This is a genomic window from Kosakonia sp. S42 (assembly GCF_016624785.1).
In the GTDB taxonomy this organism is placed as follows: domain Bacteria; phylum Pseudomonadota; class Gammaproteobacteria; order Enterobacterales; family Enterobacteriaceae; genus Kosakonia; species Kosakonia cowanii.
This window is the reverse complement of sequence record NZ_JACVTW010000002.1, coordinates 382,941-404,708: the sequence shown is the minus strand read 5'-3', so window position 1 is coordinate 404,708 and position 21,768 is coordinate 382,941. Positions and strand designations below refer to the sequence as shown.

Sequence of the window (21,768 nt, the reverse complement as noted above, 5' to 3'; positions counted from 1 at the left end):
TTTATCTGCGACATTTTTACGCTTCACTGCGTTTTTTCCTGATGAACTTGGTTTTATCAAGAAATGCGTGCGTGATGGGATCGTGGTAACGCGAAGGCCATATAACCCAGGGATCGGTATCCAGCGCCCGGGCAATAATCAACTCTCCCTTCGGCCAGGGTCGGGTCAGTGCATTGGCGAGGGTGGAGGAACTCAAGCCATTTTTTCGAGATTCAGCCGCCAGCGACGTACCCTTTTTTCGCAGCCCGGCAATAATATCGGCTTGATGCCAGTCGGTATATTTCGTTTCCATAACATCTCCCTGATGAGAATCGGTTTCAACCATTGTTCGCCAACAACGCAGATCACTATACGCATATGGGAATATTTGTTCTAAAAAGTTCAGGGGGATTGTTATGTTTTCAGATTATGCCAAGGCTTGCGCAGCAAGGATTCGGCGCCTGAAAAGGGATGTTATAAGAGCTTATTGGAACTTTCCCGCGATAAATCGCGGGAAACAGAGAGATTAACGATCGCGCTGAACGGCGATGTGGGCAAGGGCAATGAGCGCATCGCGCCACTCAGAGTGCGGGAGAACCTGCAGCGCGGCGATGGCTTTATCCGCCTCTTCTTCAGCACGGCGACGCGTCCACTCCAGCGACCCGCACTGCGCCATTGCTTCCAGAACCGGTTCCAGAAGATGGCGTCCGCTTCCCTGTTCAATCGCTTCGCGGATCATCTGCGCCTGCTCAGGGGTACCGTTATGCATTGCATGCAGCAGCGGCAGCGTCGGTTTGCCTTCGTTAAGGTCATCGCCGGTATTTTTACCCAGCGTTTCGCCATCCGCGCTGTAATCGAGCAGATCGTCAATCAGCTGGAATGCAGTGCCCAGGTAGCGGCCATAATCCTGCAGCCCCTTCTCCTGTGCCTCTGAACAGCCCGCCAGTAAACCAGAACACTGAGCGGCCGCTTCGAACAGGCGCGCGGTTTTGCTGTAAATCACGCGCATATAGTTCTCTTCGGTAATGTTCGGGTCGTTGACGTTCATCAATTGCAGCACTTCGCCTTCTGCAATCACGTTCACCGCTTCTGACATCACCTCCAGCACCTTCAGCGAGCCGAGGCTGGTCATCATCTGGAATGCACGGGTATAGATAAAATCCCCGACCAGTACGCTGGCGGCATTACCAAAGGCGGCGTTCGCCGTTGCCTTGCCGCGGCGCATATCTGATTCATCCACAACGTCGTCGTGGAGGAGGGTTGCTGTGTGGATAAATTCGATTAATGCAGCGATGGTGACATGCGCGTTGCCTTCATAGCCAACTGCGCGCGCCGCCAGTACAGCGATCATCGGACGTATGCGTTTGCCGCCGCCGCTTACGATGTAATAACCCAACTGGTTGATTAATTTCACATCCGAGTTGAGTTGTTGCAGAATCGTCGCGTTCACACCCGCCATATCTTGCGCGGTTAACTCATTGATTTTTTCTAAATTCATCGCAAAAGCCGGGCTTTCAGTCCTGTTTACCACATATCAAAAGTGGGATAACAAAGGGTTACGGGTTTGAATAGTATTGTCGATTGTACTGAAAAAACGCGCCAGATAAACGTTACCTTACACGTTGTGTTTTTTTTCTGCGAGGAGTGACGATCACACTTGTCAACGGCTCGCAATTTGCGTAATATTCGCGCCCTATTGTGAATATTTATAGCGCCCTCTGAATTTATCAGGATAGGTGCGCGGAAGCGGAGTTTTATATGTACGCGGTTTTCCAAAGTGGTGGTAAACAACACCGAGTAAGCGAAGGTCAGACCGTTCGCCTGGAAAAGCTGGACATCGCAACTGGTGAATCTGTTGAATTCGCTGAAGTTCTGATGATCGCAAACGGTGAAGAAGTCAAAATCGGCGTTCCTTTCGTTGATGGCGGCGTAATCAAAGCTGAAGTTGTTGCTCATGGTCGTGGCGAGAAAGTTAAAATCGTTAAGTTTCGTCGTCGTAAACACTACCGTAAGCAGCAGGGCCATCGTCAGTGGTTCACTGATGTGAAAATTACTGGCATCAGCGCCTAAGACCTGAGGAGAGATTTAAATGGCACATAAAAAGGCTGGCGGCTCAACTCGTAACGGTCGCGATTCAGAAGCTAAACGTCTGGGCGTAAAACGCTTCGGCGGTGAAGCAGTTCTGGCAGGTAGCATCATCGTTCGTCAACGTGGTACTAAATTCCACGCTGGTTCCAACGTAGGTTGCGGCCGTGACCACACTCTGTTCGCTTTGACTGACGGTAAAGTTAAGTTCGAAGTTAAAGGCCCGAAAAACCGTAAATTCATCAGCATCGTTGCTGAATAAGTTTTTCGCGTCCCGGTAACGGAAGAAAGCCCCGCAACACGTTGCGGGGCTTTTTACATTAGAAGCCCGGCAAAATTCGGGCAGGGAAGAAGCATGAAACAGCAGGCGGGCATCGGTATTCTCCTGGCGCTGACAACAGCGATGTGCTGGGGAGCGTTGCCGATTGCAATGAAGCAGGTGCTGGAAGTGATGGAGCCGCCGACGGTGGTCTTCTACCGCTTTTTAATGGCGGGCATTGGTCTCGGTCTGATCCTGACCTGGAAACGAAAACTGCCGCCACTGCGTATTTTCCGCAAGCCTCGCTGGCTGCTGCTGCTGGCCATTGCCACCGGCGGGTTGTTTGGCAACTTCATATTGTTCAGCTCTTCTTTGCAGTATGTCAGCCCGACCGCGTCGCAGGTGATCGGTCAGCTCTCGCCCGTCGGTATGATGGTCGCCAGCGTCTTTATCCTCAAAGAGAAGATGCGTATCACGCAGGTGATTGGCGCGCTGATGCTGATAAGCGGTCTGGTGATGTTTTTTAACACCAGCCTGATTGAGATCTTCACCCGGCTGACGGATTACACCTGGGGCGTCATTTTCGGCGTCGGTGCGGCGACGGTGTGGGTAAGCTACGGCGTGGCGCAAAAAGTCCTTCTGCGTCGTCTGGCCTCCCAGCAGATCCTCTTTTTGCTGTACACTTTATGTACGCTTGCGCTGCTGCCACTGGCGAAACCCGCCGTGGTGTTCCAGCTGAGCGACTGGCAACTGGCCTGTCTGGTGTTTTGCGGGCTCAACACGCTGGTTGGCTACGGCGCGCTGGCGGAAGCGATGGCGCGCTGGCAGGCGGCGCAGGTAAGCGCGTTAATTACCTTAACGCCGCTGTTTACACTGTTTTTCTCAGATTTGTTATCAATGGCCTGGCCCGATGTTTTCGCCAGACCGATGTTAAACCTTGTCGGTTATCTCGGTGCGTTTGTCGTGGTTGCGGGCGCGATGTTTTCCGCTATTGGCCATCGTCTTTTGGGACGCAGGCGTAGTCGTGAAGTGGTCGTCACTGTGCCCCGCTCAGGCGAATGAGTTACGGAGAGTAAAATGAAGTTTGTAGATGAAGCTACGATTCTGGTCGTAGCGGGTGATGGCGGTAACGGCTGCGTAAGCTTCCGCCGCGAAAAGTATATCCCGAAAGGCGGCCCTGATGGCGGCGACGGTGGCGACGGTGGTGATGTCTGGCTGGAAGCGGACGAGAACCTGAATACCCTGATCGACTACCGTTTTGAAAAGTCCTTCCGTGCAGAACGTGGGCAGAACGGCCAGAGCCGTGATTGCACCGGTAAACGCGGGAAAGATATTACGGTGAAAGTGCCGGTTGGTACGCGTGTGATCGACCAGGGCACCGGCGAAACCATGGGCGATATGACCAAACATGGTCAGCGCCTGATGGTCGCGAAAGGCGGCTGGCACGGTCTCGGCAACACCCGTTTCAAATCCTCGGTAAACCGTACTCCGCGTCAGAAGACAATGGGTACGCCGGGCGATAAGCGCGATCTGCAGCTGGAGCTGATGCTGCTGGCAGATGTCGGGATGCTGGGGATGCCGAACGCCGGTAAATCCACCTTTATCCGCGCGGTCTCCGCAGCGAAACCAAAAGTGGCGGATTATCCGTTTACCACGCTGGTCCCGAGCCTGGGCGTTGTTCGTATGGACAATGAGAAGAGCTTCGTGGTTGCCGATATTCCAGGGCTGATTGAGGGTGCGGCTGATGGCGCTGGCCTCGGTATCCGCTTCCTGAAACACCTTGAGCGCTGCCGCGTGCTGCTGCACCTCATCGACCTCGATCCGATCGACGGTTCCGATCCGGCAGAAAACGCCCGTATCATCGTCGGCGAGCTGGAAAAATACAGCGATAAGCTGGCTGCCAAGCCGCGCTGGCTGGTATTTAACAAGATCGACCTGATGGATAAAGAGGAAGCAGAAGCGAAAGCGAAAGCGATCGCCGAAGCGCTGGGCTGGGAAGATAAGTTCTACCTGATCTCTGCTGCCAGCCAGCAGGGCGTTAAAGACCTGTGCTGGGACGTGATGACCTTTATCATCGAAAACCCGATTGCGCAGGCGCAGGAAGAGCAGCAGCCGGAGAAAGTCGAGTTCATGTGGGATGATTATCATCGCCAGCAACTCGAAGAGGCCGAAGCGACAGAAGAAGATGACGAAGAGTGGGATGACGACTGGGATGAAGACGACGAAGAGGGTGTCGAGTTCATCTACAAACGTTAATCTCTGCTTCCTCCCCGCTCCGGCGGGGAGAAGAGATAAAAAAATGCCGGGTCAGCATGATGCTTCCCGGCATTTTTATTAGTTGTTCTGATAGATATCTTTGTAGAGGCGGCTTTCGAAACGCACCAGCGGAATACGGCGATTGCGCTGATCGGCGGGTTCAACCGCATATCCCGAAAGATACTGCACAAACGCCATTCGCTGACCGCTGGCGGTGGTGATAAATCCTGCCAGGTTGTAGACACCCTGCAGCGAGCCCGTCTTCGCTGATACCTTACCGTCGACGCCCGCTTCATGCAGCCCTGCGCGGTATTGCAGCGAGCCGTCATAGCCTGCCAGCGGCAGCATCGAGATGAAGTTAAGCTCGGTATCATGCTGGGCGATATATTGCAGCACCTGCATCATGGTCGCCGGTGCGAGCAGGTTATGGCGCGAGAGGCCGGAACCATCCGCAATAATAGTGTTGCCCAGATCGACACCGGCCTGCTGGCGAAGGATCTGCCTGACCGCATCCGAACCCGCTCGCCAGGTGCCCGGCACGCCAAAGCGCGCATGGCCAATCATGCGAAAGACGGTATCCGCAATCATGTTGTCGGACTTCTTCAGCATGATCTTCAGCAGATCGTGTAGCGGCGCGGATTGTTTACTGGCAATAACGGTGCCGGGCTGATTGACCTGCGTCTGGCGCAGCAGCGTGCCGGTATAGGTAATGCCCGCCTGCGTTAGCTCCTGCTTGAGAATAGCCCCTGCATAGCTGGCACCATCCTGTATGGCGAAGGCGAGCGGCAACGGATCGGCGCGTTGAGGCAAACAGCCTGTTAACGTGAACCGGTTGAGATCGCCCGGCACTACATCCAGTTCGCAATATTGTGCTTCCGACGACCCGCGCGCCAGCGTGCGTACCTGGCTGAACATGTTCACCGGATAGTAAGAGGCGACCCGGATGTAGGCCAAATCACCCGCGTTTTGCGCGCTATACAGCGAAATCGAGAAACAGTTGCGATCGATGATGGCGGCGGCGGGCGGTGCGCTAAAGCACTGCGTCATATCGTTCCACGGCCAGCCCGGCGCTTTGTCATGACTGGCGAAAATCGAAGTATCGATGAGCACGTTGCCATCAATTTTTTGCACGCCTGATTTTTTAAGCGTTGCGACCATATTGCGAATATCCTGACGTTTTAGCGTCGGATCGCCACCAAATCGTGCAACTAAGTCGCCTTTTAGCGTACCGCCGTCGACAGAACCTTTGCTTTCCAGCGTGGTTGTAAAGCGAAAGTCCGGCCCCAGTTGTAGGAGTGCAGCCAGCGCGGTGATCACTTTCTGGGTGCTCGCCGGCAACGCCATCTGTTTGGCGTGATAATCAATTTCGGGAGCCTCGGCGCCGACCTTCTGTACCATCAGCGCCAGGTTGGCACCATCCGGAAGCTGGTTGATGTACTCGTCGACATTCGCGGCCTGAACATTCAGGGCTATACTGGTGGACAATCCGATGATAAAGCTGGGAAATCGCATAATCTCGCGCTAACAAGCTGGAAACAGGCCGACATACTACGGCGCATCGACCCGGAAAGTAAACGATGACCCACGGTGAACTTCCGGTTAAAATACGTATCAAATTGAAAAATTGCGCTGACCTGGGGCTTTGTCTCCGGGTCAGTTTTCTTTTGCTCCTGCCCGGCTGTTTACGCCTGAATGCGGGGAGGTAACGCTGACGGGGTGGGGGACTACTCCTAACAGGAATGTTTAAGAGGTATAACAAATGCAAGCTATTCCGATGACCCTACGTGGTGCAGAAAAACTGCGCGAAGAGCTGGAGTTTTTAAAAACCGTTCGTCGCCCTGAAATCATCGCCGCTATTGCGGACGCCCGCGAACATGGCGATCTCAAAGAGAACGCTGAATACCACGCCGCGCGTGAGCAGCAGGGCTTTTGTGAAGGCCGCATTAAAGATATCGAAGCGAAACTGTCGAATGCGCAGGTTATCGATATCTCCAAAATGCCAAAAAATGGCCGCGTCATTTTCGGTTCCACGGTCACCGTGCTGAACCTGGATAACGACGAAGAGCAGACTTACCGCATCGTTGGCGATGACGAAGCTGACTTTAAGCAGAATCTTATCTCGGTGAACTCGCCTATCGCACGAGGCCTGGTGGGGAAAGAGCAGGATGATGTGGTTGTCATTCGCACCCCTGGCGGCGAAGTGGAATATGAAATCATCAAGGTCGAATATCTTTGATTGCAGCGTCAGCGTTAATTGTTGACGGATTGTAAAGATAAGAAAAAGGCCGCATTGCGGCCTTTTATGAACTCCAGGAGCGTGGCATTTTGCTCATCTGCTGGCGGAAACCCCTCGTTTTACACTGATTTTGTGTTCAACTCAGGATATCCTTTAGCGCGGCAGCGAAATTTTACGCTCTGCGGTCGGGCGATAAAGCACCAGCGTTTTACCGATGACCTGGACATTACAGGCACCGGTTTCGCGAACGATAGCTTCCACGATCAAGGTCTTAGTTTCTCTCTCTTCAGAGGCGATCTTCACCTTGATAAGTTCATGGTGCACAAGCGCTTGTTCAATCTCGGCCAGTACCCCTTCGGTCAAACCATTGTTGCCAAGCATAACTACCGGCTTGAGCGGATGTGCCAGACCTTTCAGGTGCTGTTTTTGTTTAGTACTCAGATTCATCGTATATTTTGCTTACGTTGGGATTGAAAACGGGTCATTCTACCGCCATCTCCTCTGTATCGCCAAATTGCGCGTCGAAATTTCTCGGTGTCGCCGATGAAACCGGATGGAAAGTTAAATGACAGGTAAAAAGCGTTCTGCCAGTTCAAGCCGCTGGCTTCAGGAACACTTTAGCGATAAATATGTTCTTCAGGCGCAGAAAAAAGGGTTACGTTCCCGTGCCTGGTTTAAACTTGATGAAATACAGCAAAGTGACAAGATTTTTAAACCGGGGATGACCGTGGTTGACCTGGGTGCTGCACCCGGTGGATGGTCGCAATATGCGGTCACACAGATTGGTGGGAACGGGCGCATTATCGCGTGCGATCTTTTACCGATGGATCCAATCGTCGGCGTAGACTTCCTTCAGGGCGATTTTCGTGATGAATTAGTTCTGAAAGCGTTACTGGAACGTGTTGGTGACAGTAAAGTTCAGGTTGTCATGTCAGATATGGCGCCTAATATGAGCGGAACGCCAGCGGTTGATATTCCCCGCTCTATGTATCTGGTAGAGCTGGCGCTGGAGATGTGCCGCGATGTGTTAGCGCCAGGCGGTAATTTTTTAGTGAAAGTGTTCCAGGGCGAAGGTTTCGATGAGTACCTTACGGAAATTCGCTCCCTGTTTACGAAGGTTAAAGTGCGTAAACCGGACTCTTCGCGTGCTCGTTCGCGCGAAGTGTATATTGTAGCGACCGGGCGAAAATGATACCCCGTTGATTTCGGCCTTCGGTTTGAATGAAACGGGATATGTTGTATCCTGCCGCTGTTTTTAACACAGTTGTAATATGAGGTTAATCCCTTGAGTGACATGGCGAAAAACCTAATACTCTGGCTGGTCATTGCCGTCGTGCTGATGTCAGTATTCCAGAGCTTTGGGCCCAGCGAGTCAAATGGCCGTAAGGTGGATTACTCTACCTTCCTGCAAGAGGTCAACCAGGACCAGGTTCGCGAAGCGCGTATCAACGGACGTGAGATCAACGTTACCAAGAAAGATAGTAACCGTTACACGACTTACATCCCGGTCAACGATCCTAAACTGCTCGATAACCTGCTGACCAAAAACGTCAAGGTTGTGGGTGAACCACCTGAAGAGCCGAGCCTGCTCGGTAACATCTTCATCTCCTGGTTCCCGATGCTGTTGCTGATTGGGGTATGGATTTTCTTCATGCGCCAGATGCAGGGCGGCGGTGGCAAAGGCGCCATGTCGTTCGGTAAGAGCAAAGCGCGCATGCTGACTGAAGATCAGATCAAAACCACTTTTGCTGACGTCGCAGGCTGCGATGAAGCTAAAGAGGAAGTGGGCGAGCTGGTTGAATATCTGCGTGAGCCGAGCCGGTTCCAGAAACTGGGCGGTAAAATCCCGAAAGGCGTCCTGATGGTCGGCCCTCCGGGTACCGGTAAAACGCTGCTGGCGAAAGCAATCGCTGGCGAAGCGAAAGTGCCGTTCTTCACGATTTCCGGTTCTGACTTTGTTGAAATGTTTGTCGGCGTGGGCGCATCCCGCGTACGCGACATGTTTGAACAAGCCAAGAAAGCCGCACCGTGCATCATCTTTATCGATGAGATTGACGCCGTTGGCCGTCAGCGTGGCGCAGGTTTAGGCGGTGGTCACGATGAACGTGAGCAGACCCTGAACCAGATGCTGGTTGAGATGGATGGTTTCGAAGGCAATGAAGGCATTATCGTTATTGCTGCGACTAACCGTCCGGACGTACTGGACCCGGCGCTGCTGCGTCCAGGCCGTTTCGACCGTCAGGTTGTCGTTGGGCTGCCGGACGTTCGCGGTCGCGAGCAGATCCTGAAGGTCCATATGCGTCGTGTACCGCTGTCGCCGGATATTGACGCTGCGATCATCGCGCGTGGTACGCCGGGCTTCTCCGGTGCGGATCTGGCCAACCTGGTCAACGAAGCTGCGCTGTTTGCTGCGCGCGGTAACAAACGCGTTGTCTCGATGGTTGAGTTCGAAAAAGCGAAAGACAAAATCATGATGGGTGCGGAACGTCGCTCCATGGTGATGACGGAAGCGCAGAAAGAGTCTACCGCGTATCACGAGGCGGGCCATGCGATTATCGGTCGTCTGGTGCCGGAACACGATCCGGTACATAAAGTGACGATTATTCCGCGCGGTCGTGCGTTGGGCGTAACCTTCTTCCTGCCGGAAGGGGATGCGATTAGCGCCAGCCGTCAGAAGCTGGAGAGCCAGATCTCTACGCTCTATGGCGGTCGTCTCGCAGAAGAGATCATCTATGGTGTTGAGCATGTTTCTACCGGTGCGTCGAACGACATTAAAGTCGCGACCAACCTGGCACGTAACATGGTGACGCAGTGGGGCTTCTCGGACAAACTGGGTCCGCTGCTCTACGCCGAAGAAGAGGGCGAAGTGTTCCTCGGACGTTCCGTCGCGAAAGCGAAGCATATGTCTGATGAAACCGCGCGTATTATCGACCAGGAAGTGAAGGCGCTGATTGAACGTAACTACAATCGAGCGCGTCAGATCCTGAACGAGAACATGGATATTCTCCATGCGATGAAAGATGCTCTGATGAAATATGAGACCATCGACGCACCGCAGATTGATGACCTGATGTCTCGTCGTGATGTACGTCCGCCAGCGGGCTGGGAAGATCCAGGCGCGAATAACTCTGACAGTAACGGTACCCCACGTGCGCCGCGTCCGGTTGATGAACCGCGTACGCCGAACCCGGGCAATACCATGTCAGAGCAGTTTGGCGACAAATAAGCTTTCTGCAGTTGATGAACTGTCTGTAACGAAACCCTGGGGCCTGCTCCGGGGTTTTTCTTTTCTGTTCAACCGTAATACCTTCAGGGACTTCAGTCATGAAACTTCATGCCCAGGGCTCCACACTTGAGCTGTCTCATCCCCACGTGATGGGGATCCTCAACGTCACGCCGGACTCCTTTTCTGACGGCGGCAGCCACAACACGCTGATTGAGGCGGTCAAACACGCTAACCTGATGATTAACGCAGGGGCGACCATTGTGGATATCGGCGGTGAATCTACGCGGCCCGGTGCCGCTGAAGTGAGTGTTGAAGAGGAGCTGGCGCGCGTTATCCCGGTTGTGGAAGCGATAGCGCAGCGCTTTGAAGTGTGGATCTCGGTTGATACCTCGAAGCCTGAAGTGATCCGGGAAGCGGCACGGGCGGGCGCGCACATCATCAATGATATCCGCTCTTTGACGGAGCCCGGCGCGCTTGAAGCGGCGGCACAAACCGGATTGCCTGTCTGCCTGATGCATATGCAGGGTCAACCGAAGACGATGCAAGAAGCGCCAAAATATGAGGACGTCTTTGCCGACGTAAACCGCTTTTTTGTGGAGAATATTGCGCGCTGTGAACGTGCAGGGATCGCAAAAGAAAAATTGTTGCTCGACCCTGGGTTCGGTTTCGGTAAGAATCTCTCCCACAATTATGCGCTGCTTGCCCGATTAGGCGAGTTTCACCACTTCGGCTTGCCGTTGTTGGTAGGAATGTCGCGTAAAACGATGATCGGCCAGTTATTAAATGTCGGGCCCACAGAGCGGTTAAGCGGCAGCCTGGCATGTGCAGTGATTGCTGCAATGCAGGGTGCGCAGATTATTCGTGTCCATGATGTAAAAGAAACGGTAGAAGCTATGCGAGTGGTGGAAGCCACACTGTCAGCGAAGGAAAATAAACGCTATGAGTAATCGTAAATATTTTGGCACTGATGGCATTCGTGGCCGTGTTGGCGACGCACCTATCACTCCTGATTTCGTTCTGAAACTGGGCTGGGCGGCAGGCAAGGTGCTGGCGCGTCACGGCTCACGTAAAATTATTATCGGCAAAGATACCCGCATCTCGGGCTATATGCTGGAATCGGCACTGGAAGCCGGGCTGGCCGCCGCCGGTCTCTCTGCTTCCTTTACCGGTCCGATGCCGACCCCTGCCGTCGCTTACCTGACACGTACTTTCCGCGCGGAAGCGGGGATTGTGATTTCTGCTTCCCATAACCCGTTCTATGACAACGGGATCAAGTTCTTCTCCATTGACGGCACTAAACTGCCGGACTCGGTTGAAGAAGCGATTGAAGCGGAGATGGAGAAAGAGCTGACCTGCGTTGACTCTGCCGAATTGGGTAAAGCGAGCCGTATCGTCGATGCTGCAGGCCGCTACATTGAGTTCTGCAAAGCGACTTTCCCTAATGAGCTAAGCCTCAACAGCTTGAAGGTTGTGGTGGATTGTGCCAATGGCGCGACATACCACATTGCTCCGAATGTTTTCCGCGAACTGGGTGCTAAAGTTATTGCGATTGGCTGCGATCCGGATGGCGTCAACATCAATGAAAAATGTGGTGCGACGGATGTGCAAGCGCTGCAAGATCGTGTTCTGGCAGAGAAGGCGGATCTGGGCATCGCTTTTGACGGCGACGGCGATCGCGTGATCATGGTTGACCACGAAGGTAATAAAGTCGATGGCGACCAGATTATGTATATCATTGCGCGTGAAGGCCTGCGTCAGGGGCAGTTGCGCGGCGGTGCCGTCGGCACGCTCATGAGCAACATGGGCCTCGAGTTGGCGCTTAAGCAACTGGGCATCCCGTTTGCGCGCGCAAAAGTGGGCGACCGCTACGTGCTGGAAAAAATGCAGGAGAAAGGGTGGCGCATCGGTGCGGAAAACTCAGGCCATGTGATCCTGCTGGATAAAACCACCACGGGTGACGGGATTGTTGCCGGGTTGCAGGTAGTCGCGGCAATGGTGCGTAACCATATGACGCTGCACGACCTTTGCAGCGGCATGAAAATGTTCCCGCAGGTTCTGGTGAATGTCCGCTTTACCGCTGGTAATGGCGATCCGCTGGAAGATGAGAATGTTAAAACCGTGATGGCAGAGGTTGAAGCGACGCTGGGGAACCGTGGTCGCGTGCTGTTGCGTAAGTCCGGCACTGAGCCATTAATCCGCGTGATGGTCGAAGGCGAAGATGAAGCGCAAGTTACCGCGCTGGCAAACCGCATCGCCGATGCGGTTAAAGCGGTTTAACGATCCGGTAAGTGGCTAAAAAGGCAGCTTTTGCTGCCTCTTTCTTCGCCATAATGCACGCTTTTGCTGTTTTTTTCCGCACTTGATAAAAAGCGTCAAAATTGCCCTTGCGAAGGTCATTCGCTTTGGTTAGTATTCACACCCGCTTCAGTGGGAAAGCATGAAACATCCCGCGTTATTGGTTTGAAGCATTGGCTGCGGCAACCCCGCAAGGAACAGGTTGATTATGTACGAAGCTCTTTTAGTAGTTTTCCTTATTGTGGCTCTGGCTCTTGTAGCTCTGATTATGCTGCAGCAAGGTAAAGGCGCTGACATGGGAGCCTCCTTTGGCGCTGGCGCGTCCGGTACGCTGTTCGGTTCAAGTGGTTCTGGTAACTTCATGACTCGTGCAACTGCTGTGCTGGCAACACTGTTCTTTATTATTAGCCTTGTGCTGGGCAACATTAACAGCAATAAAACCAACAAGGGAAGCGAGTGGGAAAACCTGAGCGCACCGGCCAAGAGTGAACAGACTCAGCCAGCAGCGCCGGCGAAGCCGACCAGCGATATCCCGCAGTAAGTTGTGAAGAAGTAAGTCGTGCCGAGGTGGTGGAATTGGTAGACACGCTACCTTGAGGTGGTAGTGCCCAATAGGGCTTACGGGTTCAAGTCCCGTCCTCGGTACCAATATTCCGAAAGAAAGACATCGAAAGATGTCTTTTTTTTCGTCTGTCGTTTGTGTGCCTGAAAAGTTTGGCTACTCAACCGACAATAAAAAAGCGCCCGCAGGCGCTTTTTGTGTTTCAGTGGCGGCGATTATTTCTTATCGCTGTGCTCCAGGTTTTCAACCTGCGGCAGGCCATTCCCTGACGTGGTGGAGATCAGGCCAGTCTGTACATAGTTGAACAGCTTGGCGCGAGTATCGGTGATGTCGAGGTTACGCATCGTCAGCTGACCAATACGATCGTCCGGTGAGAATACCGAGTCGCCTTTCTCCATGGTCAGACGCTCTGCCTGGTAGGTCAGATTGTCGGAAACCGTGTTGAGGATTGAGTAGTCATTCCCGCGACGCAGCTCGAGCGTCACTTCGCCAGTAATGGCACTTGCCACCCAACGTTGCAGCGCATCACGCAGCATCAGCGCCTGCGGATCAAACCAGCGACCCTGATAGAGCAGGCGTCCAAGCTGACGACCGTGAGCATGATACTGCTCAATAGTGTCTTCGTTATGAATGCCGGTCAGCAGACGTTCGTAGGCGATATGCAGCAGCGCCATCCCCGGGGCTTCATAGATGCCGCGGCTTTTCGCTTCAATGATACGGTTTTCAATCTGATCGCTCATGCCCAGACCGTGACGGCCACCGATACGGTTGGCTTCCATCATCAGTTCGACATCGTCGCTGAAGGTTTTGCCATTCAGCGCGACAGGGTGGCCCTGTTCAAAACGTACGGTAACTTCCTCAGCCGGGATCTTCACGCTCTCATCCCAGAATTTCACGCCCATAATCGGGTTAACGATTTTGACGCTGGAGTTGAGGAACTCGAGATCCTTCGCTTCGTGGGTGGCACCCAGCATATTGGAGTCCGTCGAGTAGGCTTTTTCGGCCGACATTTTGTAGTCGAAGCCAGACGCAGTAATGAATTCGGACATTTCCTGACGGCCGCCCAACTCGTCGATAAAGTCAGTATCGAGCCATGGTTTATAGATCTTCAGCTCGGCATTGGTCAGCAGGCCATAACGATAGAAACGTTCGATATCGTTGCCTTTGTAGGTGCTGCCGTCACCCCAGATGTTGACGCCATCCTCTTTCATAGCCGCAACCAACATGGTGCCGGTTACCGCACGACCGAGTGGAGTGGTATTGAAATAGGTTAAACCGCCGGTGGTGTTATGGAAAGCCCCGCACTGAATAGCCGCGATGCCCTCAGCGACCAGCTGTTTACGACAATCGATCAGGCGAGCATTTTCCGCACCGTACTCTTTCGCGCGACGCGGGATCGCCTCATAGTCATCCTCGTCAGGCTGGCCCAGGTTGGCAGTATATGCATAAGGAACTGCGCCTTTCTGACGCATCCACAGCAGCGCTGCGCTGGTGTCCAGACCGCCTGAAAAAGCGATACCAATACGTTGACCTGCGGGAAGATGCTTGAGAATCGTTGTCATAAAAAAATCCCTGCTTGATAGACTGATGGTGAGAGACTTAACAGCCACGCCACGCTATTTGTACCACTCATTCTTACATCTTTAGTGAATGGTTATGCAAAATAAATGAGTTTTCATTTAATCATCTTTTGGCGCAGACCGGAAGAGAGAAGCGCAATTTTCATTGTATAACTGAAAGAAAAAGCGGCATCTGTGCATAAAAACTCTCTTAATAATATGCAACAACGGCGGAGCACGTGATGCTATAGATGAGCGGTTGACACAACGCGATGTTTTTCAATATACTGCAAGCCGGTTTTACGTCCCGTCTTCGGTACCAAATCCCAGCATTATTTGCAAGTTGACGCTCAATCGAGTAAAATTTGCCACGTTTCAGGCGCGGGGTGGAGCAGCCTGGTAGCTCGTCGGGCTCATAACCCGAAGGTCGTCGGTTCAAATCCGGCCCCCGCAACCACTTTCCCTTAGTGTTCTTTTTCAAATATACTGTGAAGACTTAACGCCTTCTTTAGCGGGATTTGAAAAGAGTTCTTCCGGAAGGTTATCCAGGCCGCAGTTGCGGCTATAGGGTTCAGTTATTTAAAGCCCCGATTTATCGGGGTTTTTTGTTATCTGAGTACGAAATAACTGGGCTATATGCCCTTTTTTTATGTCTTGGGGGTGGACTTGTCCACATTAGAGCAAAAATTAACAGAGATGATTACGGCGCCGGTTGAAGCACTGGGCTACGAACTGGTCGGTATCGAATTTGTGCGTGGTCGCACATCTACGCTGCGCATCTATATTGATAGTGAAGATGGCATCAATGTTGATGATTGCGCTGATGTCAGCCACCAGGTCAGTGCGGTACTGGATGTCGAAGATCCCATTACCGTTGCGTATAACCTGGAAGTTTCCTCACCAGGTCTTGAGCGACCTTTGTTTACGGCTGAGCACTACGCGCGCTTTAAGGGCGACGAAGTTTCGCTGGTGCTGCGGATGGCGGTGCAGAACCGTCGTAAGTGGCAGGGCATCATTAAAGATGTCGATGGCGAAATGATCACCGTTACGGTCGAAGGTAAAGATGAAGTGTTCGCCTTGAGCAATATTCAAAAAGCGAACCTGGTCCCCCACTTTTAACAGTCTGGATTGAGGTGAAAGGCCCCCAATGAACAAAGAAATTTTGGCTGTTGTTGAAGCTGTTTCTAACGAAAAGTCGCTTCCGCGTGAAAAAATCTTTGAAGCGCTGGAAAGTGCTCTGGCTACAGCAACCAAGAAAAAATATGAGCAAGAGATTGATGTGCGTGTAAGCATCGATCGTAAAAGCGGTGATTTCGACACATTCCGTCGCTGGCTGATCGTAGAAGAAGTGACGCAGCCGACGCGTGAAATCACTCTCGAAGCGGCACGTTACGAAGATGAGAGCCTGAACCTCGACGATTACGTTGAAGATCAGATTGAGTCCGTGACGTTTGACCGTATCACCACCCAAACCGCGAAGCAGGTTATCGTACAGAAAGTACGTGAAGCAGAGCGCGCAATGGTTGTCGATCAGTTCCGCGAGCACGAAGGTGAAATCATCACCGGCGTGGTGAAAAAAGTGAACCGCGACAACATCACGCTGGATCTGGGTAACAACGCTGAAGCCGTGATCCTGCGCGAAGATATGCTGCCGCGTGAAAACTTCCGTCCGGGCGACCGCATTCGCGGCGTGCTGTACGCAGTGCGCCCTGAAGCGCGCGGTGCACAGCTATTCGTTACGCGTTCCAAGCCGGAAATGCTGATCGAACTGTTCCGCATTGAAGTGCCAGAAATCGGCGAAGAAGTTATCGAGATTAAAGCCGCAGCCCGCGATCCGGGTTCTCGCGCCAAAATTGCGGTGAAAACCAACGACAAGCGTATCGACCCGGTTGGGGCATGCGTTGGTATGCGTGGTGCCCGCGTTCAGGCCGTTTCTACCGAACTCGGCGGCGAACGTATCGATATCGTACTGTGGGACGACAACCCGGCCCAGTTCGTTATCAACGCAATGGCACCGGCTGATGTTGCTTCTATCGTGGTGGATGAAGATAAGCACACCATGGATATCGCTGTCGAAGCGGGCAACCTGGCGCAGGCGATTGGCCGTAACGGTCAGAACGTGCGTCTCGCGTCTCAGCTGAGCGGCTGGGAACTCAACGTTATGACCGTTGAAGATTTGCAGTCCAAGCATCAGGCTGAGGCTCACGCAGCGATTGATACCTTCACCCGTTATCTGGACATTGACGAAGATTTCGCCACTGTTCTGGTCGAAGAGGGTTTCTCAACGCTGGAAGAACTGGCCTATGTGCCAATCAAAGAGCTGCTGGAAATCGATGGCCTGGATGAAGACACCGTCGAAGCGCTGCGTGATCGTGCGAAAAGCGCACTGACTACTCTGGCGCTGGCGCAGGAAGAAAGCCTGGGGAATAAAGAACCGGCTGAAGACCTGCTGAACCTGGACGGTCTGGATCGTGCACTGGCTTTCAAACTGGCTGCTCGTGGTGTTTGTACGCTGGAAGACCTCGCCGAGCAAGGTGTGGATGACCTGAGCGATATCGAAGGGTTAACTGCCGACAAAGCCGGTGAGCTCATCATGGCCGCGCGTAATATTTGCTGGTTTGGTGACGAAGCGTAATAAACTGTAGCAGGAAGGAACAGCATGACAGATGTAACCGTAAAAACGCTGGCCGCTGAGATTCAAACCTCTGTGGACCGCCTGGTACAGCAATTTGCTGATGCAGGGATCCGCAAGTCTGCTGATGATTCAGTGACGGCGCAGGAAAAACAGACGCTGTTAGCGCATCTGAACCGTGAACACGGTTCTGCGCCTGATAAGCTGACGTTGCAGCGCAAAACGCGCAGCACATTAAATATTCAGGGCACCGGTGGGAAAAGTAAATCGGTGCAGATCGAAGTCCGTAAAAAGCGCACCTTTGTAAAACGCGATCCACAAGAGGCTGAACGTCTCGCTGCGGAAGAAGAGGCGATGCGTGAAGCGGAGGAGAAGGCCCGTCGTGAAGCAGAGGAAGCCGCTGAGCGAGAAGCCGAGGAAAAAGCCAAGCGTGAAGCCGAAGTGCGTCTGAAACGTGAAGCTGAAGAAAAAGCTAAACGTGAAAATGCCGAAAGCACGAAACGCGAAGCTGCGGAAAATAGCAAAGTGAGCAACCATCAAACTGACGAAGTGACCAGGGCAGCCCAGACGGAAAAAGCCCGTCGTGAATCCGAAGCGCAGGAACTTAAGCGTAAAGCGGAAGAAGAGGCTCGTCGTAAACTGGAAGAAAATGCACGTCGCGTAGCGGAAGAAGCCCGTCGAATGGCAGAACAGAACGAAGCAACCTGGACGGCAACGCCAGGCGAAGAAGAAGAGACGACCGGCGATTATCACGTCACCACCTCCCAGCATGCACGTCAGGCTGAAGATGATAACGATCGTGAAGTCGAAGGTGGCCGCGGCCGTACCCGTACCGCTAAAGCCCCGCGTCCGAAGAAAGGCAACAAGCACTCTGAAAGCAAAGCTGACCGTGAAGAAGCGCGTGCCGCGGTTCGCGGTGGTAAAGGCGGCCGTCAGCGTAAAGGTTCTGCACTGCAGCAGGGCTTCAATAAACCGGCCCAGGCCGTTAACCGTGACGTTGTGATCGGTGAAACCCTGACCGTCGGCGAGCTGGCTAACAAAATGGCAGTTAAAGGCTCTCAGGTCATCAAAGCGATGATGAAACTGGGCGCGATGGCAACCATCAACCAGGTCATCGACCAGGAAACCGCACAGCTGGTTGCGGAAGAGATGGGCCACAAAGTTATCCTGCGTCGTGAAAACGAGCTGGAAGAAGCGGTAATGAGCGACCGTGACACAGGTGCTGCGGTTGAACCGCGCGCGCCGGTTGTGACCATTATGGGGCACGTTGACCACGGTAAAACCTCGCTGCTGGACTACATTCGTTCAACGAAAGTGGCATCCGCTGAAGCGGGCGGCATTACCCAGCACATCGGTGCTTACCACGTCGAAACCGACAACGGCATGATCACCTTCCTGGATACCCCAGGCCACGCCGCGTTTACCGCAATGCGTGCCCGTGGTGCTCAGGCAACGGATATCGTTGTTCTGGTTGTCGCAGCAGACGATGGCGTGATGCCGCAGACTATCGAAGCTATTCAGCACGCGAAAGCGGCGAAAGTGCCGGTAGTTGTTGCAGTGAACAAAATCGATAAGCCGGAAGCCGATCCGGATCGCGTTAAAAACGAACTCTCTCAGTACGGGATCATTCCGGAAGAGTGGGGCGGCGAAAGCCAGTTCGTACACGTCTCCGCGAAAGCCGGTACTGGTATCGACGACCTGCTGGATGCAATCCTGCTGCAGGCCGAAGTTCTGGAACTGCACGCTGTCCGTAACGGCATGGCGAGCGGTGTTGTTATCGAATCCTTCCTGGATAAAGGTCGTGGTCCGGTAGCTTCCGTCCTGGTGCGTGAAGGTACGCTGCATAAAGGCGACATCGTACTCTGCGGCTTCGAATATGGCCGTGTCCGTGCGATGCGTGACGAGCTGGGTCGTGAAGTGACCGAAGCGGGTCCGTCCATTCCGGTGGAAATCCTCGGTCTCTCCGGCGTTCCGGCGGCGGGTGATGAAGCCACCGTGGTACGTGACGAGAAGAAAGCACGTGAAGTTGCGCTCTATCGTCAGGGCAAATTCCGCGAAGTTAAACTGGCTCGCCAGCAGAAATCTAAGCTGGAGAACATGTTTGCCAACATGACCGAAGGCGAAGTGCACGAAGTGAACATCGTGCTGAAAGCTGACGTTCAGGGCTCCGTGGAAGCGATCTCTGACTCGCTGCTGAAACTCTCTACTGAAGAAGTGAAAGTGAAGATTGTTGGCTCTGGCGTAGGTGGTATCACCGAAACCGACGCCACGCTTGCTGCTGCGTCCAACGCTATCCTGGTTGGCTTCAACGTTCGTGCCGATGCCTCTGCACGTCGCGTGATCGAAGCGGAAGGTCTGGATCTGCGTTACTACTCCGTCATCTATAACCTGATCGACGAAGTGAAAGCGGCGATGAGCGGTATGCTCTCACCTGAGCTGAAACAGCAGATCATCGGTCTGGCTGAAGTGCGCGATGTGTTCAAATCGCCGAAATTCGGCGCGGTTGCTGGCTGTATGGTTACCGAAGGCGTCGTCAAACGTCATAACCCGATCCGCGTCCTGCGCGACAACGTGGTTATCTATGAAGGCGAGCTGGAATCCCTGCGCCGCTTCAAAGATGACGTTAACGAAGTCCGTAACGGCATGGAGTGTGGTATCGGCGTTAAGAACTACAATGACGTACGTACCGGCGATATGATCGAAGTCTTCGAAATTATCGAAATCAAGCGCTCTATCGAATAATCGACGCATTAGCGCAACGTAGGCCGGGAGCAAAGCGCCACCCGGCAAGAGATATCTAAAGGGGCTACGGCCCCTTTTTAGTCTGGAGAAGTAATATGGCGAAAGAATTTGGTCGCCCGCAGCGCGTCGCTCAGGAGTTGCAAAAAGAGATTGCCACTATCCTGCAGCGTGAAATCAAAGATCCGCGCCTGGGCATGATGACCACCGTATCCGGTGTCGAAGTCTCCCGCGATCTGGCGTATGCCAAAGTGTTCGTGACCTTCCTGAATGACAAAGATGAAGAGTCGATCAAAGCGGGCATTAAAGCCCTGCACGACGCTTCCGGTTTTATCCGCTCCCTGCTGGGGAAAGCGATGCGTCTGCGTATCGTGCCGGAACTGACATTCTTCTACGACAACTCGCTGGTTGAAGGGATGCGCATGTCAAACCTGGTCACCAGCGTGGTGAAGCACGATGATGAACGTCGTGTGAACCCGGACGACAGCAAGGAGGACTGATGAGTCGTCCTCGTCGTCGCGGTCGCGACGTGCATGGCGTACTGCTGCTGGATAAGCAGCAGGGCGCATCAAGCAATGATGTCCTGCAGAAAGTAAAGCGCCTCTATAACGCCAACCGTGCGGGTCATACCGGCGCGCTGGATCCGCTGGCAACCGGCATGCTGCCGATCTGCCTCGGTGAGGCGACAAAATTTTCTCAGTATCTGCTGGATTCCGATAAGCGCTACCGGGTAATTGCCCGCCTTGGTCAACGCACTGATACATCGGATGCCGATGGCCAGGTCGTTGAAGAGCGCCCGGTGACCTTTACCGCCGCAGAGCTGGCGAGCGCGCTGGAGAGCTTTCGCGGTAATACGCAGCAAATCCCTTCGATGTACTCGGCTCTGAAGTATCAGGGTAAGAAGCTTTACGAGTATGCGCGTCAGGGCATTGAAGTGCCGCGTGAAGCGCGCCCGATTACCGTTTATGAACTGCTGTTTATCCGCCATGAAGGGGATGAGCTGGAGCTGGAAATCCACTGCTCAAAAGGGACTTACATTCGCACCATCATTGACGATCTGGGTGAAAAGCTGGGCTGTGGCGCGCATGTTATCTATTTGCGTCGTCTGGCGGTAAGCCGCTACCCGATTGAGCGGATGATTACGCTTGAGCAGTTGCAGGCGTTAGTCCAGCAGGCCGAGCAGCAGGATGTTCCTGCGGCAGAGCTGCTCGATCCGCTGTTGATGCCGATGGATAGCCCGGCGTCTGATTTCCCTGTTGTCAACATCCCCACCGTGGTTGCTGCCTATTTCAAAAACGGCCAGCCGGTGCGCGCTTCCACTACGCCGGCCGAAGGGCTGGTCCGCGTGACGGAAGGCGAAGAGGGCAAGTTTATCGGCATGGGCGAAATTGATGATCAGGGGCGAGTTGCGCCGCGTCGTCTGGTTGTTGAGTATCCTGCTGACTGACGGGCTTACCTTGCGGGAATGCCCGACTACGAGTAGAATATTGCCGCTTAACGCCGGGCTATGTATTTAACATACCCGGCGTTAAACCTGGGGGAGCTGAATTAGAGATCGGCACCCTGTCATTCTTATATCACTGGAGTTGAAAATGTCTCTAAGCGTTGAAGCTAAAGCAAAAATCGTTTCCGAGTTTGGTCGTGGTTCTAACGACAGCGGTTCTACCGAAGTTCAGGTTGCACTGCTGACTGCTCAGATTAACCACCTGCAGGGTCACTTTGCAGAGCACAAAAAAGATCACCACAGCCGTCGTGGTCTGCTGCGTATGGTTTCTCAGCGTCGTAAACTGCTCGACTATCTGAAACGTAAAGACGTTGCACGCTACACCGCGCTGATCGAGCGTCTGGGTCTGCGTCGCTAAGTCTGGCGAGTTTCAAGAAGGGGCCTTTACGGCCCCTTTTTTCAACCAGGCGGCAGCAATTGGCACTAAACTGATGTA

Annotated in this window: 21 protein-coding genes and 2 tRNA genes; 18 read left to right on the top strand and 5 right to left on the bottom strand. The window is 53.4% G+C overall.

Annotation, left to right across the window (positions count from 1 at the left end; translation table 11 throughout):
* Positions 1-16 precede the first annotated feature (16 nt).
* The gene (sfsB, locus tag IAE50_RS05310; RefSeq protein WP_023481038.1) at positions 17-292 is read right to left on the bottom strand and encodes a DNA-binding transcriptional regulator SfsB; all 276 of its coding nucleotides are present in this window, start codon (positions 290-292) and stop codon (positions 17-19) included.
* A 213-nt stretch (positions 293-505) separates the two neighbouring features.
* Complete coding sequence (gene ispB, locus IAE50_RS05305) at positions 506-1,477, bottom strand: octaprenyl diphosphate synthase (RefSeq protein WP_023481026.1); 972 nt, start codon at positions 1,475-1,477, stop codon at positions 506-508.
* Positions 1,478-1,737: 260 nt separating this feature from the next.
* Here ispB and rplU point away from each other — a divergent pair, with 260 nt between their 5' ends.
* From rplU to cgtA, 4 genes are all read left to right on the top strand, one after another.
* Positions 1,738-2,049: a 50S ribosomal protein L21 gene (gene rplU, locus IAE50_RS05300; protein WP_003025032.1), complete on the top strand. Its 312-nt coding sequence runs from the start codon at positions 1,738-1,740 to the stop codon at positions 2,047-2,049.
* Between the two features lie 19 nt (positions 2,050-2,068).
* The gene (gene rpmA / locus IAE50_RS05295; RefSeq protein ID WP_017457338.1) at positions 2,069-2,326 is read left to right on the top strand and encodes a 50S ribosomal protein L27; all 258 of its coding nucleotides are present in this window, start codon (positions 2,069-2,071) and stop codon (positions 2,324-2,326) included.
* A gap of 93 nt (positions 2,327-2,419) precedes the next feature.
* Positions 2,420-3,385, top strand: a complete 966-nt coding sequence (locus tag IAE50_RS05290; protein WP_023480720.1) for a DMT family transporter — start codon at positions 2,420-2,422, stop codon at positions 3,383-3,385.
* Between the two features lie 15 nt (positions 3,386-3,400).
* Entirely contained in the window at positions 3,401-4,579 is a 1,179-nt protein-coding gene (gene cgtA / locus IAE50_RS05285; protein WP_200579749.1) for an Obg family GTPase CgtA, read from the top strand.
* Between the two features lie 78 nt (positions 4,580-4,657).
* Here the strand turns inward: cgtA and dacB are convergent, their stop codons facing one another.
* On the bottom strand, positions 4,658-6,091 hold the full coding sequence (dacB, locus tag IAE50_RS05280) for a serine-type D-Ala-D-Ala carboxypeptidase (protein ID WP_094422251.1): 1,434 nt from the start codon (positions 6,089-6,091) through the stop codon (positions 4,658-4,660).
* A 247-nt stretch (positions 6,092-6,338) separates the two neighbouring features.
* Between dacB and greA the strand changes: the two genes are divergently transcribed.
* The gene (greA, locus tag IAE50_RS05275) at positions 6,339-6,815 is read left to right on the top strand and encodes a transcription elongation factor GreA (protein WP_023480955.1); all 477 of its coding nucleotides are present in this window, start codon (positions 6,339-6,341) and stop codon (positions 6,813-6,815) included.
* 153 nt (positions 6,816-6,968) lie between these two features.
* Here the strand turns inward: greA and yhbY are convergent, their stop codons facing one another.
* Positions 6,969-7,262 carry a ribosome assembly RNA-binding protein YhbY gene (gene yhbY, locus IAE50_RS05270; protein WP_042712846.1) on the bottom strand — a complete coding sequence of 98 codons (294 nt, stop codon included), beginning with the start codon at positions 7,260-7,262 and terminating at the stop codon, positions 6,969-6,971.
* Positions 7,263-7,380: 118 nt separating this feature from the next.
* Here yhbY and rlmE point away from each other — a divergent pair, with 118 nt between their 5' ends.
* The 6 genes from rlmE (at position 7,381) to IAE50_RS05240 (ending at position 12,984) form a co-directional block, all read left to right on the top strand.
* Positions 7,381-8,007, top strand: coding sequence for a 23S rRNA (uridine(2552)-2'-O)-methyltransferase RlmE (gene rlmE / locus IAE50_RS05265; protein WP_094422249.1), 627 nt, complete (start codon positions 7,381-7,383; stop codon positions 8,005-8,007).
* A 102-nt stretch (positions 8,008-8,109) separates the two neighbouring features.
* Complete coding sequence (gene ftsH / locus IAE50_RS05260) at positions 8,110-10,041, top strand: ATP-dependent zinc metalloprotease FtsH (RefSeq protein ID WP_054802973.1); 1,932 nt, start codon at positions 8,110-8,112, stop codon at positions 10,039-10,041.
* A gap of 98 nt (positions 10,042-10,139) precedes the next feature.
* Positions 10,140-10,988, top strand: a complete 849-nt coding sequence (gene folP / locus IAE50_RS05255) for a dihydropteroate synthase (protein WP_128482035.1) — start codon at positions 10,140-10,142, stop codon at positions 10,986-10,988.
* Positions 10,981-12,318 carry a phosphoglucosamine mutase gene (gene glmM / locus IAE50_RS05250; RefSeq protein ID WP_200579748.1) on the top strand — a complete coding sequence of 446 codons (1,338 nt, stop codon included), beginning with the start codon at positions 10,981-10,983 and terminating at the stop codon, positions 12,316-12,318. The genes folP and glmM overlap by 8 nt, the downstream gene beginning before the upstream one ends.
* Positions 12,319-12,544: 226 nt before the next feature.
* The gene (gene secG / locus IAE50_RS05245) at positions 12,545-12,877 is read left to right on the top strand and encodes a preprotein translocase subunit SecG (RefSeq protein WP_054802976.1); all 333 of its coding nucleotides are present in this window, start codon (positions 12,545-12,547) and stop codon (positions 12,875-12,877) included.
* 20 nt (positions 12,878-12,897) lie between these two features.
* Positions 12,898-12,984, top strand: a tRNA-Leu gene (locus tag IAE50_RS05240).
* A gap of 129 nt (positions 12,985-13,113) precedes the next feature.
* Here the strand turns inward: IAE50_RS05240 and argG are convergent.
* The gene (gene argG, locus IAE50_RS05235; RefSeq protein WP_200579747.1) at positions 13,114-14,460 is read right to left on the bottom strand and encodes an argininosuccinate synthase; all 1,347 of its coding nucleotides are present in this window, start codon (positions 14,458-14,460) and stop codon (positions 13,114-13,116) included.
* A 377-nt stretch (positions 14,461-14,837) separates the two neighbouring features.
* Between argG and IAE50_RS05230 the strand changes: the two genes are divergently transcribed.
* The 7 genes from IAE50_RS05230 (at position 14,838) to rpsO (ending at position 21,690) form a co-directional block, all read left to right on the top strand.
* Positions 14,838-14,914, top strand: a tRNA-Met gene (locus tag IAE50_RS05230).
* Between the two features lie 209 nt (positions 14,915-15,123).
* A complete protein-coding gene (gene rimP / locus IAE50_RS05225; RefSeq protein ID WP_017457352.1) occupies positions 15,124-15,576 on the top strand; it encodes a ribosome maturation factor RimP in 453 nt (150 codons plus the stop codon).
* A 28-nt stretch (positions 15,577-15,604) separates the two neighbouring features.
* Positions 15,605-17,092, top strand: coding sequence for a transcription termination factor NusA (gene nusA, locus IAE50_RS05220; protein WP_124967188.1), 1,488 nt, complete (start codon positions 15,605-15,607; stop codon positions 17,090-17,092).
* Between the two features lie 24 nt (positions 17,093-17,116).
* Positions 17,117-19,831: a translation initiation factor IF-2 gene (infB, locus tag IAE50_RS05215; protein ID WP_023480825.1), complete on the top strand. Its 2,715-nt coding sequence runs from the start codon at positions 17,117-17,119 to the stop codon at positions 19,829-19,831.
* Positions 19,832-19,926: 95 nt separating this feature from the next.
* Positions 19,927-20,328, top strand: coding sequence for a 30S ribosome-binding factor RbfA (gene rbfA, locus IAE50_RS05210; protein WP_023480926.1), 402 nt, complete (start codon positions 19,927-19,929; stop codon positions 20,326-20,328).
* A complete protein-coding gene (gene truB, locus IAE50_RS05205) occupies positions 20,328-21,275 on the top strand; it encodes a tRNA pseudouridine(55) synthase TruB (protein ID WP_200579746.1) in 948 nt (315 codons plus the stop codon). Before rbfA ends, truB begins: the two co-directional genes overlap by 1 nt.
* Before the next feature lie 145 nt (positions 21,276-21,420).
* On the top strand, positions 21,421-21,690 hold the full coding sequence (gene rpsO, locus IAE50_RS05200; RefSeq protein ID WP_017457357.1) for a 30S ribosomal protein S15: 270 nt from the start codon (positions 21,421-21,423) through the stop codon (positions 21,688-21,690).
* Positions 21,691-21,768 lie beyond the last annotated feature (78 nt).